This window comes from Tardiphaga sp., assembly GCF_044340795.1.
In the GTDB taxonomy this organism is placed as follows: domain Bacteria; phylum Pseudomonadota; class Alphaproteobacteria; order Rhizobiales; family Xanthobacteraceae; genus Tardiphaga.
In genome coordinates this window covers 13,778-26,908 of the sequence record NZ_JBIISY010000016.1, presented here as the reverse complement: position 1 = coordinate 26,908, position 13,131 = coordinate 13,778, and the positions used below count along the sequence as shown (strand labels likewise).

At 61.9% G+C, this 13,131-nt stretch carries 20 protein-coding genes; 12 read left to right on the top strand and 8 right to left on the bottom strand.

What is annotated here, in order from left to right:
• Nucleotides 1-2: 2 nt before the first annotated feature.
• Nucleotides 3-1,169 carry an FAD-dependent monooxygenase gene (locus tag ACIQ17_RS04580; RefSeq protein WP_398465861.1) on the bottom strand — a complete coding sequence of 389 codons (1,167 nt, stop codon included), beginning with the start codon at nt 1,167-1,169 and terminating at the stop codon, nt 3-5.
• A 10-nt stretch (nt 1,170-1,179) separates the two neighbouring features.
• Nucleotides 1,180-1,425: a zinc-finger domain-containing protein gene (locus tag ACIQ17_RS04575; RefSeq protein ID WP_398465859.1), complete on the bottom strand. Its 246-nt coding sequence runs from the start codon at nt 1,423-1,425 to the stop codon at nt 1,180-1,182.
• A gap of 227 nt (nt 1,426-1,652) precedes the next feature.
• Between ACIQ17_RS04575 and ACIQ17_RS04570 the strand changes: the two genes are divergently transcribed.
• From ACIQ17_RS04570 to ACIQ17_RS04540, 7 genes are all read left to right on the top strand, one after another.
• Nucleotides 1,653-2,831, top strand: coding sequence for a hypothetical protein (locus ACIQ17_RS04570; protein WP_398465857.1), 1,179 nt, complete (start codon nt 1,653-1,655; stop codon nt 2,829-2,831).
• A gap of 51 nt (nt 2,832-2,882) precedes the next feature.
• A complete protein-coding gene (locus tag ACIQ17_RS04565; protein WP_398465855.1) occupies nt 2,883-3,635 on the top strand; it encodes an alpha/beta fold hydrolase in 753 nt (250 codons plus the stop codon).
• Nucleotides 3,636-3,881: 246 nt separating this feature from the next.
• Nucleotides 3,882-4,709 carry a serine O-acetyltransferase gene (gene cysE, locus ACIQ17_RS04560; RefSeq protein WP_398465853.1) on the top strand — a complete coding sequence of 276 codons (828 nt, stop codon included), beginning with the start codon at nt 3,882-3,884 and terminating at the stop codon, nt 4,707-4,709.
• 192 nt (nt 4,710-4,901) lie between these two features.
• Nucleotides 4,902-5,120, top strand: coding sequence for a DUF3126 family protein (locus tag ACIQ17_RS04555; protein WP_211909241.1), 219 nt, complete (start codon nt 4,902-4,904; stop codon nt 5,118-5,120).
• Between the two features lie 81 nt (nt 5,121-5,201).
• A complete protein-coding gene (locus ACIQ17_RS04550; RefSeq protein WP_398465850.1) occupies nt 5,202-6,170 on the top strand; it encodes an exonuclease domain-containing protein in 969 nt (322 codons plus the stop codon).
• Between the two features lie 23 nt (nt 6,171-6,193).
• Nucleotides 6,194-6,376 carry a hypothetical protein gene (locus tag ACIQ17_RS04545; protein ID WP_398465848.1) on the top strand — a complete coding sequence of 61 codons (183 nt, stop codon included), beginning with the start codon at nt 6,194-6,196 and terminating at the stop codon, nt 6,374-6,376.
• A 54-nt stretch (nt 6,377-6,430) separates the two neighbouring features.
• Nucleotides 6,431-6,661: a type II toxin-antitoxin system HicB family antitoxin gene (locus ACIQ17_RS04540; protein WP_398465846.1), complete on the top strand. Its 231-nt coding sequence runs from the start codon at nt 6,431-6,433 to the stop codon at nt 6,659-6,661.
• Between the two features lie 16 nt (nt 6,662-6,677).
• Here the strand turns inward: ACIQ17_RS04540 and ACIQ17_RS04535 are convergent, their stop codons facing one another.
• Nucleotides 6,678-7,382 (bottom strand): hypothetical protein, encoded by a 705-nt coding sequence (locus tag ACIQ17_RS04535; RefSeq protein ID WP_398465907.1) that lies wholly within the window; start codon nt 7,380-7,382, stop codon nt 6,678-6,680.
• Nucleotides 7,383-7,616: 234 nt separating this feature from the next.
• Here ACIQ17_RS04535 and ACIQ17_RS04530 point away from each other — a divergent pair, with 234 nt between their 5' ends.
• Nucleotides 7,617-7,946, top strand: coding sequence for a DUF6949 family protein (locus ACIQ17_RS04530; protein WP_398465844.1), 330 nt, complete (start codon nt 7,617-7,619; stop codon nt 7,944-7,946).
• Between the two features lie 81 nt (nt 7,947-8,027).
• Complete coding sequence (locus ACIQ17_RS04525; protein ID WP_398465842.1) at nt 8,028-8,558, top strand: gamma carbonic anhydrase family protein; 531 nt, start codon at nt 8,028-8,030, stop codon at nt 8,556-8,558.
• Between the two features lie 102 nt (nt 8,559-8,660).
• Here the strand turns inward: ACIQ17_RS04525 and ACIQ17_RS04520 are convergent, their stop codons facing one another.
• Complete coding sequence (locus tag ACIQ17_RS04520; protein WP_398465840.1) at nt 8,661-8,834, bottom strand: hypothetical protein; 174 nt, start codon at nt 8,832-8,834, stop codon at nt 8,661-8,663.
• On the bottom strand, nt 8,794-9,078 hold the full coding sequence (locus tag ACIQ17_RS04515) for a hypothetical protein (protein ID WP_398465838.1): 285 nt from the start codon (nt 9,076-9,078) through the stop codon (nt 8,794-8,796). Before ACIQ17_RS04515 ends, ACIQ17_RS04520 begins: the two co-directional genes overlap by 41 nt.
• 105 nt (nt 9,079-9,183) lie before the next feature.
• Here ACIQ17_RS04515 and ACIQ17_RS04510 point away from each other — a divergent pair, with 105 nt between their 5' ends.
• The 3 genes from ACIQ17_RS04510 to ACIQ17_RS04500 all read left to right on the top strand — a co-directional run bounded on the left by ACIQ17_RS04510 (nt 9,184) and on the right by ACIQ17_RS04500 (nt 10,370).
• Nucleotides 9,184-9,477, top strand: a complete 294-nt coding sequence (locus ACIQ17_RS04510; RefSeq protein ID WP_398465836.1) for a hypothetical protein — start codon at nt 9,184-9,186, stop codon at nt 9,475-9,477.
• Nucleotides 9,478-9,621: 144 nt separating this feature from the next.
• Nucleotides 9,622-9,960: a hypothetical protein gene (locus tag ACIQ17_RS04505; RefSeq protein WP_398465834.1), complete on the top strand. Its 339-nt coding sequence runs from the start codon at nt 9,622-9,624 to the stop codon at nt 9,958-9,960.
• Nucleotides 9,961-10,181: 221 nt separating this feature from the next.
• Nucleotides 10,182-10,370: a hypothetical protein gene (locus tag ACIQ17_RS04500; RefSeq protein ID WP_398465832.1), complete on the top strand. Its 189-nt coding sequence runs from the start codon at nt 10,182-10,184 to the stop codon at nt 10,368-10,370.
• Between the two features lie 167 nt (nt 10,371-10,537).
• On the opposite strand, the gene ACIQ17_RS04495 is transcribed toward ACIQ17_RS04500, so the two are convergent.
• The 3 genes from ACIQ17_RS04495 to ACIQ17_RS04485 form a co-directional block, all read right to left on the bottom strand.
• The gene (locus tag ACIQ17_RS04495) at nt 10,538-11,155 is read right to left on the bottom strand and encodes a transglutaminase-like cysteine peptidase (RefSeq protein WP_398465830.1); all 618 of its coding nucleotides are present in this window, start codon (nt 11,153-11,155) and stop codon (nt 10,538-10,540) included.
• A 307-nt stretch (nt 11,156-11,462) separates the two neighbouring features.
• Nucleotides 11,463-12,077: a PilZ domain-containing protein gene (locus tag ACIQ17_RS04490; protein WP_398465828.1), complete on the bottom strand. Its 615-nt coding sequence runs from the start codon at nt 12,075-12,077 to the stop codon at nt 11,463-11,465.
• 128 nt (nt 12,078-12,205) lie between these two features.
• A complete protein-coding gene (locus ACIQ17_RS04485) occupies nt 12,206-12,763 on the bottom strand; it encodes a PAS domain-containing protein (protein ID WP_398465826.1) in 558 nt (185 codons plus the stop codon).
• Between the last annotated feature and the right edge of the window lie 368 nt (nt 12,764-13,131).

Here is a 13,131-nt window from a genome sequence, read left to right as displayed (position 1 = left end):
TCTCACGGCGTCCAGTTGTAGATCCAGTCCTGCCGTGCCTGCAGCCTGATCGGGCCAAGCAGGCGCATGGCCGTGTCACGTGCGAAGGCGATAGGCCCCTGCAGATGATAGATCTGTCCTTGCTGCCGGGCGGTGCGCTGGACGCGGGTGGCGCGGGGCGCTCGTAGCGCGGCATAGCGTGCCAGCGCGGCGGGGATGTCGCGGTCCTCGTCGGCAGCGCCAAGGCATTGCGCCAGCACAGCGGCGTCCTCGATCGCCATGCCGGCGCCTTGCGCGGCGAAGGGCAGCATCGCATGCGCGGCATCGCCGAGCAGGGCGACACGGCCGCTGTGCCAGGCGCCGCCATCGGGCATCGTGAAGAGCGGCCAGCGCCGCCAATTGCCGACCGCCGCGATCATGGCCCGGGTGTTGCCGGGCCAATGCGCAGCCGCGAAATGGCGACCGATTTCGTCGGCAGCGCCGGGCTCGCTCCAGCCGGGCGCCAGTGGCGCGCCGGGCAGGATGGCGACCAGATTGATACGTTGCCCGGCGGACATCGGATAGATCACCAGATGCGCCCGTGGCCCCATCCAGAGTTGGACGCCGGAGGGCCGCAGCTCGGGTGGCAGGCTGGCGGCATCACAGGTACCGCGCCACGCGATCAGGCCGGAAAAGCGCGGCTGAATGGCCGGGAAGGCGATCCCGCGTACCGCCGACCAGGCGCCATCGGCGCCGATCAGCGCGGCCGCATGGCGGTCGCCGACACGGACGGCATCAGTGGCGTCTTCCATGGCCTGGACCGGGGAGGCGAGATGGAGATCGATACCCGGATGGCTCTGTACGGCCGCGAGAAGGGCGCCCTGCAGATCAGCGCGGTGCACCAGCCAATAGGGGGCGTCGGGCCGGGCGCTTCCAGCCAGCGATAGCCGCATCACTTCTCCGCCGCTGCGGGCGGTCATGATGCTGACCGTCTCGGGAGTGACCACATGGGCGGCGAGCTGCGGCGCGAGACCGAGGCCGACAAGGACGCGGCTGGCATTGGGCGACAGCTGCAGGCCAGCGCCGACTTCTTCGAGCCGCTCGGCCTTTTCAAGGATGGTGACGCGAAAACCCCGGGCGGCGATCGCCAGTGCAGCGGTCAATCCGCCGATGCCCGCACCAGCGATGACGATGGTGCGCGACGCTGTCATGGCGCAAAGATCAGGCGGCCTTGTCCTTCACCACGCATTCGGGCGGGCGGGCTTGGCCGGCGCCGAGATCAGCGGCGTAGCGATACAGGGTCGAGCAATAGGGGCAGATGATCTCGCTGTCATTGCCGAGGTCGAGAAACACATGCGGATGGTCGAACGGCGGGTTGGCGCCTACGCACATGAACTCCTTCGAGCCGATCTCGATGATCGGAACGCCGGCGTCATTGTGAAAGTGCGGAACCACGTGGTCGGACATCTTATCTACCTTTGCTTGCAACAGTCGCGCGCGCGGGGCGTCCCGTGACCGTTCAGTGCGGCGCACCATACTGGCCCCGGACGCTGATTCCTAGACTGCGGAACTGGCATTCAGTCCTGCAAATTCGACACAGTTTAGGCGTTTCGGGATAGCCCTTCTTTCGTCGGGGCGGTTGTGTCCGAACCGTGACGCACCACTTGAATGGAGGTGCAGAAATAAGGAATGGAATGCGGTTCCGGCTCGATACAGCTCTGACGGGGATAGCGGTTTGCGCGACTGTGGGCCTGTTGCTGTGGCCGTATGCGCGGGACGCAGGGGCCGTGTTGCTGGCGCAGGATGATCCTGTGGCACTGGCCGACGCGCAGGTGAGCGCGGTGCTGCGCCGCGACCCCGACCTGCTCGCCAAACAGGCGGAGGAAGCGCTGGCCGCAAAGGACGCCGATCTCGCCCAAAGCTTTGTCGATCTCGCCGCAGCTCGCAACGTCAAGCTGCCGGACGATCTTACCCAGCGCGTAAACGAAGCGGTGGCGGCCGATGCGTCGGCTGCGAATTTCGCCAGGCGCTTCGCCACCGGCTTCGTCACCGGCAATGCCGATGATCTGGTCACGCTGTCGGGCACGGTGGCCGGTGACTTGTTCGTGTTCGGCGACATCCGCGACGCCATCCGCGAAGGCAAACATCTGGCTTTCGGCGAGGAGACGGATCATCTGATTTTGGGCCTCGCAGCAGCCGGTCTCGCCGTGACTGCAGCGACCTATGCCAGCGCCGGCGGCGTCGCGCCGGTGCGGGCCGGTCTGACCCTCGTGAAGGATGCGCGCAAGGTCGGGCGTATCGGCGAGGGGCTCACCACCTGGGCTGCGCGTTCGGCGCGGGGCATGGTGGATGGACCGGCGCTGAAGGAAGCCATGACGAAAGCCTCGGTGTTTCGTCCGGGTCAGACCGTGGCGGCCATGAAGACCGCATTCCGCGCCGATAAAGCCGGCGACATCGTGCGCTTCGCCAAGGATGTCGGGCGCGTCGGCGAGAAGGCCGGGACGCGCGGCGCGCTTGATACGCTTCGCATCGCGCAGGGGCCGAAGGATGTCGCGCGCGCATCGAAACTTGCAGTCGCCAAGGGCGGGCAGACACGCGCGATCATCAAACTGTTCGGTCGCGGCGCCGTGGTTCTGGCTGCCGGTGCTTTTCAGCTCGGCCTATGGTTGTTCTGGGCGCTATGGATGCTGATCGGCGTTGTCATCTCCATCAAGGCAACAACCGAGCGCATCACCTGGTCCTACCTGCAGCGCGCGAAGGCACGCCGCATCAAGCGTGAACTGGCTGCACGGCAGGACGTATTACTCCAGAACATGGCTGCCCGCTCGATCGGGCCACCTCCCACACTGGCGCCCGCGCTCGCACACGGCTAAATTCGCCGCTTCCCACCCACATCGCATGTCTCAATTACAACGGAATCCTGGATGCCGAGCTTTAACAACGGCGCAGTCGAAATTTCTTATCTCGATGAAGGCGAGGGCGAGCCCATCGTGCTCGTGCACGGCTTCGCATCGAGCAAGAACGTCAACTGGGTTTATCCGACCTGGGTGTCCGAACTGAAGAAGCACGGTCGCCGCGTCATCGCGCTGGACAACCGCGGCCACGGCGATTCGACGAAGCTCTATGATTCCGAACACTACGGTATCGGCACCATGGCCGCCGACGTGCGCGCGCTGCTCAAGCATCTGAACATCGAACGCACCGACATGATGGGCTACTCCATGGGCGGGCGTATCACGGCCTATATCGCCTACAGCCATCCGGAACTGCTGCGCTGTGCGATCCTCGGCGGCATCGGTATCGGCCTGATCAAGGGCGGCGGTCCCGGCGAAAACGTCGCCACCGCGCTGGAAGCCGCTTCGCTCGTTGACGTCACCGATCCCATGGGCCGTACCTTCCGCGCCTTTGCCGATCAGACCCGGTCGGATCGCCGCGCGCTTGCGGCCTGCCTGCGTGGGTCGCGCCGCCTGATGACGAATGACGAGGCTGCATCCATCAAGGTCCCGGTGCTGATTGCGGTCGGAACCACGGACGATGTGGCTGGTTCGGCGCATGATCTGGAGAAGGTCATTCCGGGCTCGCAGGTGCTCGATATTCCCAATCGCGATCACATGCGCGCGGTCGGCGATCGCGTCTACAAGGAAGGCGTGCTCGATTTCCTGGCGCGTCAAAGCTGATCGGAACTTCGCCAATGCGAGATGCGGGGCCTTGTTTTCACCGCATCACCGCCCACTTCTTCCGCACGCCCGGCTTTTGCTTGATCCTTGGGCGTGTCGGGAGCAATTCGGGAACGCGTGCTAATTCAATGTATTAGCATGCGGCTACCGGGGCGTCCGGCATTCACGATAGCGTCAGGCCCGTGACGACAGCCGCGGGCATCATGCTATAATCGTTGCCCAATTGATGAATTTTGCGAGTCCGCCATGGCCGTGCAGAGCACCAATCCTACCACCGCGAAACTCGCAACGCTGGATCCGATCTGGGATCGCATCCGCAGCGAGGCCGAGGATATCGTCCATCGCGAGCCCGAACTGGCGTCCTTTATCTACTCGACCGTGCTGCACCATAATCGTCTCGAGGATTCGGTGGTGCATCGCGTTGCCGAGCGACTCGATCACGCAGCGCTGTCTGGTGATCTGATCCGCCAGACCTATAATGAAGCGCTGCGCGACGACCCCGATATCGGCAATTCCTTCCGCTCCGATCTGGTCGCCGTGTTCGACCGCGATCCCGCGACGTCGCGCTTCATTGATCCGCTGCTCTACTTCAAGGGCTTTCATGCGATCCAGGCGCATCGACTTGCGCATTGGCTCTACAACAAGGGCCGCAAGGACTTCGCGTGGTATATGCAGAGCCGCGCATCCGGGGCGTTCCAGACTGATATCAACCCGGCTGCAAAGATCGGCCGCGGCATTTTCCTCGATCACGCCACGGGTTTCGTCGTCGGTGAAACAGCTGTCATCGAGGACGACGTCTCGATCCTGCATGGTGTGACCCTTGGCGGCACCGGCAAGGAAAACGAGGATCGCCATCCGAAGATCCGTCGCGGCGTTCTCATCGGCGCTGGCGCAAAGATCCTCGGCAATATCGAGGTCGGTCACTGCGCCCGCATCGCGGCAGGCTCCGTCGTTGTGAAACCGGTGCCGCACAACGTCACCGTGGCGGGCGTACCAGCGAAAATCGTGGGTGAGGCCGGCTGTTCGGAGCCGTCGCGCACCATGAACCAGATGCTCAACGCGCTCGGTCTCTAAGCCGGAGCGATAATTGGCTCGATATGTCGTCAGCCGCGAAAGCGGGTGATGACAGATGAGATTGTTGCGCCTGAATTTTCTGGGCGCAGTGTGGATGGCGTGAATTTTCGACAAACGGCCTAGCCGTCGGCGTCATCTGGCATTAAACCTTCGCCATCAACTCATCCCACATCACCTGCATTGGAGACGCCTGTGGACGTTCAGGAAGTCAGAAAACTCGACGCCTATCTCAAGCGCGTATTCGGCAATCAGAAGATCCGCGTCGTGCCACGCCCGAAGAAGGATGACTCGGCCGAAGTCTATATCGGCGAGGAGTTCGTCGGCGTGCTGTTCGTCGATGACGAGGACGATGATCGCTCGTTCCAATTCCAGATGGCGATCCTGGAAGAAGACCTCGCTGACAGCGAGTAAAGCGAATGACCGTCCGCATGATGCGGGCGGTTCACGCCTGATGGCCGGCTTCATGCTGGCCACGCAGTTGTAGAACTATAAGTGAATTCGCGTGTGGGTATACTTGCAGTCACCCCGAAGTTGAGTAACGGCGAGGGGTGGGGGATGACACGCGTTACCGATTTCATTGCCTTGGACGTCGAAACCGCCAATGCGGATGTGGGCAGTATCTGCTCTGTCGGCCTGGTGCATTTCCGTGCCGGCCAGATCTTCAAATCGCTATCGATATTGGTCGACCCGGAAGGACCGTTTGATCCCGGAAATATCGCCGTTCACGGCATTCGTCCCGGCGATGTGATCGGCAAGCCGACGATGGCGCAGGTCTTTCCGGTTCTCGCGCAGGCGCTGAACGGGACAATCGTCACGCATCACAGCTCATTCGACCGTCGAGCTCTCGCGAGCGCCGCGGCGCGCTATGGCGTTGCAGAGCTCGAATGTTTCTGGCTCGACACGCTCACGGTTGCGCGGCGCTCGTGGCGCGAACTCGCGGATGCCGGCGGTTTTGGTCTCGCCAATCTCACCCGAGCCTTCCAGATCGAATTTCGTCATCACCGGGCGGAAGAGGATGCGCGGGCATGCGGGCTGATCATGCTCAAAGCGCTTGATGATTCTGGACTCGATCTGCAGCATTGGCTCGATCTTGTCGCGCATGCTCCCAGGCCGATTGTGCGCGGCGCACCGAAGGTGGTTGTGCCACCGAAAAGCGAGGCTTTTGCACGCTATGCGCAGCCAGGTGAACGTAGTGGGCGGCTCATGGGTGAAACGGTGGTGTTCACCGGCTTTCTACAGATGCATCGCACAGAGGCGGCTCACCTCGCAGTGAAGGCTGGCTGCAATGTTGTCGATACAGTCAGCGGGAAGGTCACGGTCCTGGTCGTCGGTGATCAGGATCTCAGGCTGACGCGCGGGAACAGCAAGAGCCGGAAACACCGCAAGGTCGAGGAGATGATCGCGGCAGGCTCGTCTGTGCGGATCGTCGGCGAAACCGAATTTCTGCAGATGGTCGGATAGCGCCATCCGATTGGGACGAATGCATGAGCGATCTGCTGGATCAGATGCGTCGTAATCCGCGCGGAGACTGGACCATGCAGGACATTGTACGCGTTTGCGCGGAGCATGATTTGGCCTGTTCGGCACCAAAACGCGGCAGCCACTACAAGGGTCTCCCGCCCGGGCTTCGCGACGATACTGACGATCCCCTTCAAACGTCCGGTTAAGCCAGTATATATTCGGCTATTGATCCAGTTGATCGACGGTAGAGGTCACAGCTTATGACCAAGGTTTACGACTACGCTGTGAGCGTACAGCCGCTCTCCCTGGAGGAGGGCGGAGGGTACATTGCGCGCGTGCCGGACTTGCCGGGCTGCGTCTCTGATGGCGAAACCCCCGAAGAAGCTTTTAGCAATGCCCAAGACGCTATTGCGAGCTGGATAGAGGCGGCGCAGGAGCTTGGTCGCACCATCCCGGTGGCGACAAGGCCGAAGCTTATTCAGAACTCTTGAATTCCATCAGCTTGATTTACTGTCCGCCCAGCTGCGCTGACAAGCGGTCCATGGCATCACCGATCATGCGCCAGTCGTCGAGCCATGCGCGCGGAAAGCGGAAGATGAGATCGGCGCCGCCGATGCGGCGTTCGCTCATGCACATGCCGGGCGTGGCGCCATCCCGCGTGCAGCGCGCGATCATTGTGGGCGCGCTGCCGAGAAACAGGTCTTCCTTCGCATAGGGCGTGTTGTCGTAGAAGGGCTGAATGGTCAGCCCGTCGGCGCTGCGCGACGGCTGGTCTGCATAGAGCGGATAGATCGTGCGCAGCCGCGCATCCGGCGACGTCGCATTGTGATGTGCAGAGATCGACAGGAAGATGCGGTCGATCGGCTGCACGTGCTCGTCGAAATTTTCCATCGTCACGTGACGCGGCACTTCGCTGGCGTCCAGCGAGGGATAGACGTAGCTGAGGTCGACGCGTTCTTGCGGGCCCGAATGCTTCTGCACCTTGTGGCGAAACGCGTGCGTGGGGACGTTGAAGAGCGTGGAGCCGACGCTCACGGGAATCCGGTCGGGATCACCCGGTTTCTGGCTCTGCCATGTCGGCCATAGCAGATAGGCGACCACTGCCACCGCAGGCGCCGCGAGACCCAGACCGAACAGGCTCGGTACGAGATTACTGTGTCGACGCTTGCGACGTGGCCGCGTCGTTGGATGGGTCGGGAACAGCAGGGACATGCGCGCGTAAGCAGTTACCACTCAAGCGCCCTCGGCGTCTCCGGGGCGAATCAACCGGTCGAACATGCCTGCGAATGGTTAACGCCTCGCTGTTCGCCAAGCGGAACTGGCCTCGTCATGCGTTCGGCGCAACGACCGTCGGCGCGTTAACGATTTTTTAAGGATAATGTGGCGTACGGCCGCAATTTGGTGCATTGCAAGCGAGAACATTCAATTGCCCTAGAAAATTTTCTTATGACCCCGCTTGCTCTTAATTGTTTCCTTCAGCTCGCGATCGGCTTTGCCATTGCCGGAGCCGTTGCCAGTGCCTATCAGGCTTTCGTCAGCCGGCCGCCGAGCTTTGCTCTGCTGCAGCAGGGGCCGACGCCGGAGGGCTTTGCGGCCGTGCCGCTCCTGGTCTTCACCGCGCCCTTCATCATCATGCGCAACACGCTGCGCTCCGGCGCACCGGAGCCGCAGCGCTTCCAGTTCGTGATGATGGCGACGGTGCTGGCTGGCTTCTGGAGCCTGATGTCCGGCACCTTCATCGTGCTGACGCTGCAGGCCCTCGGCATCCTCGCCTGAGCATGGGCTTCGTCTGAGCGCGCACTGGTCTCCGCACGCTGCTTCATGGCAGTGTGATGCCCATAGGGAGACCAAGCACTCATGGCAATTTACGAACTTGACGGGCAGGGGCCGGACCTTCCGGCTGACGGAAATTACTTCATCGCCGACACTGCCGATGTCATCGGCAAGATCCGGTTGAAATCGCAGGCCAGCGTCTGGTTTGGCGCCGTGCTGCGCGGCGACAATGAGTGGATCGAGATCGGCGAGGGCTCGAATGTGCAGGACAACTGCACCTGCCACACCGACAAGGGTTTTCCCCTCACCATCGGCAAGAACTGCACCGTCGGCCACAACGTGATCCTGCACGGTTGCACCATCGAGGATGGCGCGCTGGTCGGCATGGGATCGATCGTGATGAATGGTGCGCGCATCGGCAAGAACAGCATTGTCGGTGCGGGCTCGGTGATCACCGAGGGCAAGGAGTTTCCAGAAAACTCGCTGATCATCGGCTCGCCCGCGCGTGTCATCCGCACGCTCTCGCCCGAGCAGGTGTCGGCCATGGGCAGCGCCGCGCATTTCTACGCAGCCAACGGTCCGCGCTTCAAGCAGGGCATGAAGAAGATCGGCTGATGCAAATCTGTAGGGTGGGCAAAGCGGAGCGTGCCCACCTTCACCATTCGTGCATTTGAAGGTGGGCACGGCGCTTCGCGCCTTTGCCCACCCTCCAATTTCTCACGTGCCTTCCGATTCCTCCGCTTCCATGGCGCTGGCGACGCGCTCATGGCCTGCACTCCACAGGGCGTAATCTTCGGTGCCCTCCTGATAGGGATTGCCTTCGGCAGGAATGTTCTTCTGCGCGGCGCCTTCACCTTCGACGAACGGATCTCTTTGCGGCTCGTTTGGCATGTGGTCGCTTCCTTGTTGCGGGTGAATGTTTCGGTGGCGTTGCAGTCCGGCGCGGCGACGTCGCCTGGCCCGCGGTTTTGACGCTCTTGCGCAACGCATCTTTCAAATCGGTCGGTACGCCGTGCTTTTTCAGCAGATCGGCAAACGCCTCATCGGCCAGTTCCTGGAGTGTCGCCATGCGATCACGGCCAAGCTGAGTGAGCTTCTCCTGAGTGTCTTCATCGAAGCCGATCAGCTTTTTCATGAGCGTCATCCGCGTGATGCGAGATCAAGCCTCGCGTGATGGAATCGTTCCGGTGCCGGGAACTGGTGCGTCCAACTGTCGTTGCTCTCGAAAGGGAGAACACGGATGGTTCACGCATCGAAGTTCATCGCCGGCGCAGCTGCGATTTTGCTGCTGTCCTCGGTTGCAGCGTCCGCACAGAGTGGCGGGGCAGGCGGAGGCGCGACCGGCGGCACGGCCGGGACCAACAGCGCAGGCACGGCCAATTCCAGCGGTGGTCGCGCGCCGGCCGGCGTCACCACCGGCGCCAGCGGCACGGGTCAGTCTTATGACGGCAAGCCGACCACCGGTAACGATCTCGTTGACAAGCAGGATCGCGAGGTCGATCGCAAGGTGAAGAACATCTGCAAAGGCTGCTGATGGGCTCCACCACGCGCGGTTCAACATTGATGAACCATGCGTGCGGGTCGCGGACAATTGACGCAGAGTGAGTTCCGCAATGCGGGCGTGACAGGTTAAATAGCTACCAGTGTCGACGCAGTACGCGCCGAATGGAGAGCGACAATGTTACGCAAGGCGATGTTTGGAGTGATGGCAGTCGCGGCACTCGCGCTCGCGATGCCAACGGCGGCATCCGCACGCGGTGGCCATGGCGGTGGTGGTTTCCATGGCGGCGGTTTCCGCGGCGGCGGATTTCATCATGGCGGGTTCTATCGTGATGGATTTTACCGTGGTGCCGGCTTCGGGTTTGGATTGGGCTACCCGGGCTATTACGGTTACGGCCCATATTACGGCTACCCATCGATCTATCGGTACGAAGATCTTGGTGGCTGCCGTCTGGCCAATCAGCGCGTCCGCACGGCCAAAGGCTGGCGCACGCGCCGCGTTGAAGTCTGTGAATGATCATATCGATGTCTCCCCTATGCATTTGGCGTAGGGGAGCGCTTCACGCAGGGCGCTTACATGCATGTCCGGCGCATGCTACTAAAGTCGTAACCTGCGATGCGCGGTAGTTTGCGCCGTGCTTTGCCAAGGTTCAGCGCAGCCCGATAAGCGCGAGGGGGACGTCAGGTCGGCTGGTTCGTCAATTGCGAGTTTCGATTTGCAAGCCCGGGCAGATGATCATGATCCTCGATATTTCCCACCTGACTCTATTGTTCGTAGCGACCGTCTGTGCGCTCGCCATGGCCTTCATCTGGATGTTTTGCGAGCTGGAACGTCGGTTCGGTCAGCGCATCACGACGACGGCGCTTGCGCGCTTCGGCTATCGGGCTGACGGCAAGCTCGATCCCGAAAGACTTCGCCGCAACTAACTCATCCGCGATCCGCGCAATGTGATTGTCCGCTTCGCGCGCACGTTCCGCTGCTCCCAAAAAAGTTGCGCCCGAGCTTTGGGGGAAGCTCGGGCGCGCGCGATCCGGTCTGGGACGGGGAGGGGTGGGGATGTGACCGGGTCGCGTGTCTCCAATTCGCGTCGTGATCAGCGAGCGCTGGCGGTCGCAACGGCCGGGCGGTTGTCACCGAGCGAGACCCACTGGTTCGGATCGCTCTGCGACTGACGCTTGACGAAGCGGTAGCCGGTCTCGGTCCAGGCAAGGACGTTCTCGTTCTGGTTATCGAGCACGTATTCGCCCTTGTCGGTCTTCACGGTGAGCACGGCATGGCCGTCGCCCTTCTTGTCGCGCACCACGGTGATCAGCAGCGCTTCACGCGGCCAGCCGGCCTCGATCAGCATCTTGCGCTTCAGCAGCACATAGTCTTCGCAATCGCCGTAGCCGTCGTCGGGCAGCGACCACTTCTCGATCACGCCCCAATGATCCATGTCGGTGATCGGCTTGATCGTCTCGTTGACCCAACGATTGACGCGCACCAGATCCTTCCACGCGGTCTGCGTGATCACGATGTCGCGTGCCTGCGTCGCGCGACCGCGACACTCAACCGGATTCTCCGAGCAGAATTCGACCCATCCGATCGGCGCACGCGTGGTGTCGCCGATGCTTGCGTAAAGTTTTTCACCGGCAGCATGTGCCGAAGCAGTCAGTCCACACAGGATTGCCGCAACGACAAATCCAGTGATACGCCCCTTGTTACCAGCCATTGTGGCCCCCGTTCTTGTTGGGACCATCATTGACAGGAAGGATTTTCGTCCCCGCTAAGTCGGCGAAGTGCAATTGAGACGACTACAATTCAAACACGCGGCGAATTTGATTCAAATTTGATGCAATCGAGTTTGCGTCAAACTTTGCGCGTTAATCGTCGAAATGCCGGAAAAACAGGAACAGCGCGTGACGCGTCGTCACTTGCGTTAACCGCAGCGATTAACATGTCGCGCCGTGCGCGGTATCCGCTGATGCCGATAGCGCACTCACATCACTGCAAAATCGGGATTTGGTGCGCTGTCGCGTTTACCGCGCGTTGACGCTGTCTTCCAACGTCTCCGGAGACTGCTCATGCGCGAACTCCAGCGCGAAGCCATCTTCGAGGTGACGGACGACGCGCGAGGAGATGCGACCGAGCATGACCTGGGCGTTCAGCGGCGGGCGCTTCTCTGCCGCGATGGCGGCGCCCGACAGCGACAGGTCGATGATGCGGACGTTCATCTGGATGCCGTCCTCGAGCGTGAGGACCACGATCGGGTTGCGCGGCACGATACGGTCGTGGCGGCGGTCTTCCGGCAGATTGAGGATGTCGCGATTGGCGAGCCAGGTCAGCTGGGCCGCCAGCTTGTCGCGCTTGCGCGGCGTGGCACCCACAGTCATCGCGAAGCCGTTGTCGATGATGCGCGTGATTTTGCCTTCGACACGGCCGATATGGTCGAGATAGGCGATGACGCGGTCGCCGACCTGGCCGATGCCAGGGCCGAGCAGCGCGAGGCCGCCGGGGGACATATTGATGACCTGGCAGGGGAATTCGCGGCGATCCGGCAGCATGTAGCGGCCGAGGAGGTGCACTTTTACGCGCTGGAAGCGTCGCCGTTCTTCTGCGGAAGGAAGAATCGATTTGGTCTGGGCGAGCGCCATCGGTGTCAGGCCGGTCCTGCGGAGAATTTCGGATCGACCGTAAGGCCCGCAAGGTTAATGCGGCGTTACAAATACCGCTTTTCGACAACCATCCGGAGCGCCTCCGAGGTGAGATCGCGTGGAGGTCGTCAGCTCACGCCTTCATATACCATCAGGCCGCGTGCAGCCTGCAGTTTCCGCATCACGCGCGGTGCAAAGCGCTGCGGCTGATGTGCGAGATAGCGATAGGACGTGACCTGCATCGGCCCCAGCCGGCCGTTGAAAGGCGTCATCGGCGCCAGCAGACCGGTGAGGCTGATCGGTGTATGCGCGCGCGCGGCGAAAGGCAGGAGCAGAAGTTCCAGATGCGCCTTGTCACCGAATTCGGTGTGCGCCGTGATGCCGGCCACGGCGACCAGCAATTCCTCGGAGACGACGGTGACCATTTCCTCGATCTCGCTCCGGCCAGCGAGGCTGAAGAGTTCGGGGAACGGCTTGTTCTTCAGGTCACGGCCGAGCAGGGCACAAACTCTGGTGCCTGCGACGCGGAACGGGAAATTGGCGGACTTGTCGTAGCCCAGTACGAAGATGTCGCCGAGCAGTTCGCGCATGGGGCCGGGCTCGATCTCGCTCCGATCGGGCGCACGCGCAAAACCGCGCTTTTCGTCCCAATAGGCGAAGAACTTCCGGCTCGATGGATGTTTCATGCGCGCTGATCCTGACCCGGCCAGCTGGCGAACAGGGACAAGTCTGTCCCGAATCCATCCAAGTCCGGCCGCTATATGTTGTGCAGAGAGGTCATTGCAGCGTCCATGCCGAAACCGCGTTTTCCACTGAGTCGGAGTGTCGGTCCGGCGTTAACGTTATCTTCACCATCTTCTTGCCGATCCGGGGACAACAGGTATTCTGCTCGCACTCCAGAGCGGAGCGGGCTGTCTCCAGCAGTTCGCTTCATGCGCTTCGATACAGGGTTGTCGTCAAACAAGACGGTCACCGCGCGGGAGGGGTGGGGATGTCGGCCTTGCGGTCGATGACATGTCGCCCGGCGCGAGAAGATCGATCAGACCAGGGAGAG

Excerpts from the sequence above, each read along its gene's own strand:
- ACIQ17_RS04580 (WP_398465861.1), bottom strand. The coding sequence starts at position 1,169 with ATGACAGCGTCGCGCACCATCGTCATCGCTGGTGCGGGCATCGGCGGA.
- ACIQ17_RS04505 (WP_398465834.1), top strand. The coding sequence starts at position 9,622 with ATGTTACGCAAGGCGATGTTTGGAGTGATGGCAGTCGCGGCACTCGCG.
- ACIQ17_RS04530 (WP_398465844.1), top strand. The coding sequence starts at position 7,617 with ATGACCCCGCTTGCTCTTAATTGTTTCCTTCAGCTCGCGATCGGCTTT.
- ACIQ17_RS04575 (WP_398465859.1), bottom strand. The coding sequence starts at position 1,425 with ATGTCCGACCACGTGGTTCCGCACTTTCACAATGACGCCGGCGTTCCG.
- ACIQ17_RS04545 (WP_398465848.1), top strand. The coding sequence starts at position 6,194 with ATGAGCGATCTGCTGGATCAGATGCGTCGTAATCCGCGCGGAGACTGG.
- ACIQ17_RS04570 (WP_398465857.1), top strand. The coding sequence starts at position 1,653 with ATGCGGTTCCGGCTCGATACAGCTCTGACGGGGATAGCGGTTTGCGCG.
- ACIQ17_RS04535 (WP_398465907.1), bottom strand. The coding sequence starts at position 7,382 with ATGTCCCTGCTGTTCCCGACCCATCCAACGACGCGGCCACGTCGCAAG.
- ACIQ17_RS04515 (WP_398465838.1), bottom strand. The coding sequence starts at position 9,078 with ATGAAAAAGCTGATCGGCTTCGATGAAGACACTCAGGAGAAGCTCACT.
- cysE (WP_398465853.1), top strand. The coding sequence starts at position 3,882 with ATGGCCGTGCAGAGCACCAATCCTACCACCGCGAAACTCGCAACGCTG.
- ACIQ17_RS04520 (WP_398465840.1), bottom strand. The coding sequence starts at position 8,834 with ATGCCAAACGAGCCGCAAAGAGATCCGTTCGTCGAAGGTGAAGGCGCC.
- ACIQ17_RS04500 (WP_398465832.1), top strand. The coding sequence starts at position 10,182 with ATGATCCTCGATATTTCCCACCTGACTCTATTGTTCGTAGCGACCGTC.
- ACIQ17_RS04485 (WP_398465826.1), bottom strand. The coding sequence starts at position 12,763 with ATGAAACATCCATCGAGCCGGAAGTTCTTCGCCTATTGGGACGAAAAG.
- ACIQ17_RS04510 (WP_398465836.1), top strand. The coding sequence starts at position 9,184 with ATGGTTCACGCATCGAAGTTCATCGCCGGCGCAGCTGCGATTTTGCTG.
- ACIQ17_RS04495 (WP_398465830.1), bottom strand. The coding sequence starts at position 11,155 with ATGGCTGGTAACAAGGGGCGTATCACTGGATTTGTCGTTGCGGCAATC.
- ACIQ17_RS04540 (WP_398465846.1), top strand. The coding sequence starts at position 6,431 with ATGACCAAGGTTTACGACTACGCTGTGAGCGTACAGCCGCTCTCCCTG.
- ACIQ17_RS04565 (WP_398465855.1), top strand. The coding sequence starts at position 2,883 with ATGCCGAGCTTTAACAACGGCGCAGTCGAAATTTCTTATCTCGATGAA.
- ACIQ17_RS04525 (WP_398465842.1), top strand. The coding sequence starts at position 8,028 with ATGGCAATTTACGAACTTGACGGGCAGGGGCCGGACCTTCCGGCTGAC.
- ACIQ17_RS04490 (WP_398465828.1), bottom strand. The coding sequence starts at position 12,077 with ATGGCGCTCGCCCAGACCAAATCGATTCTTCCTTCCGCAGAAGAACGG.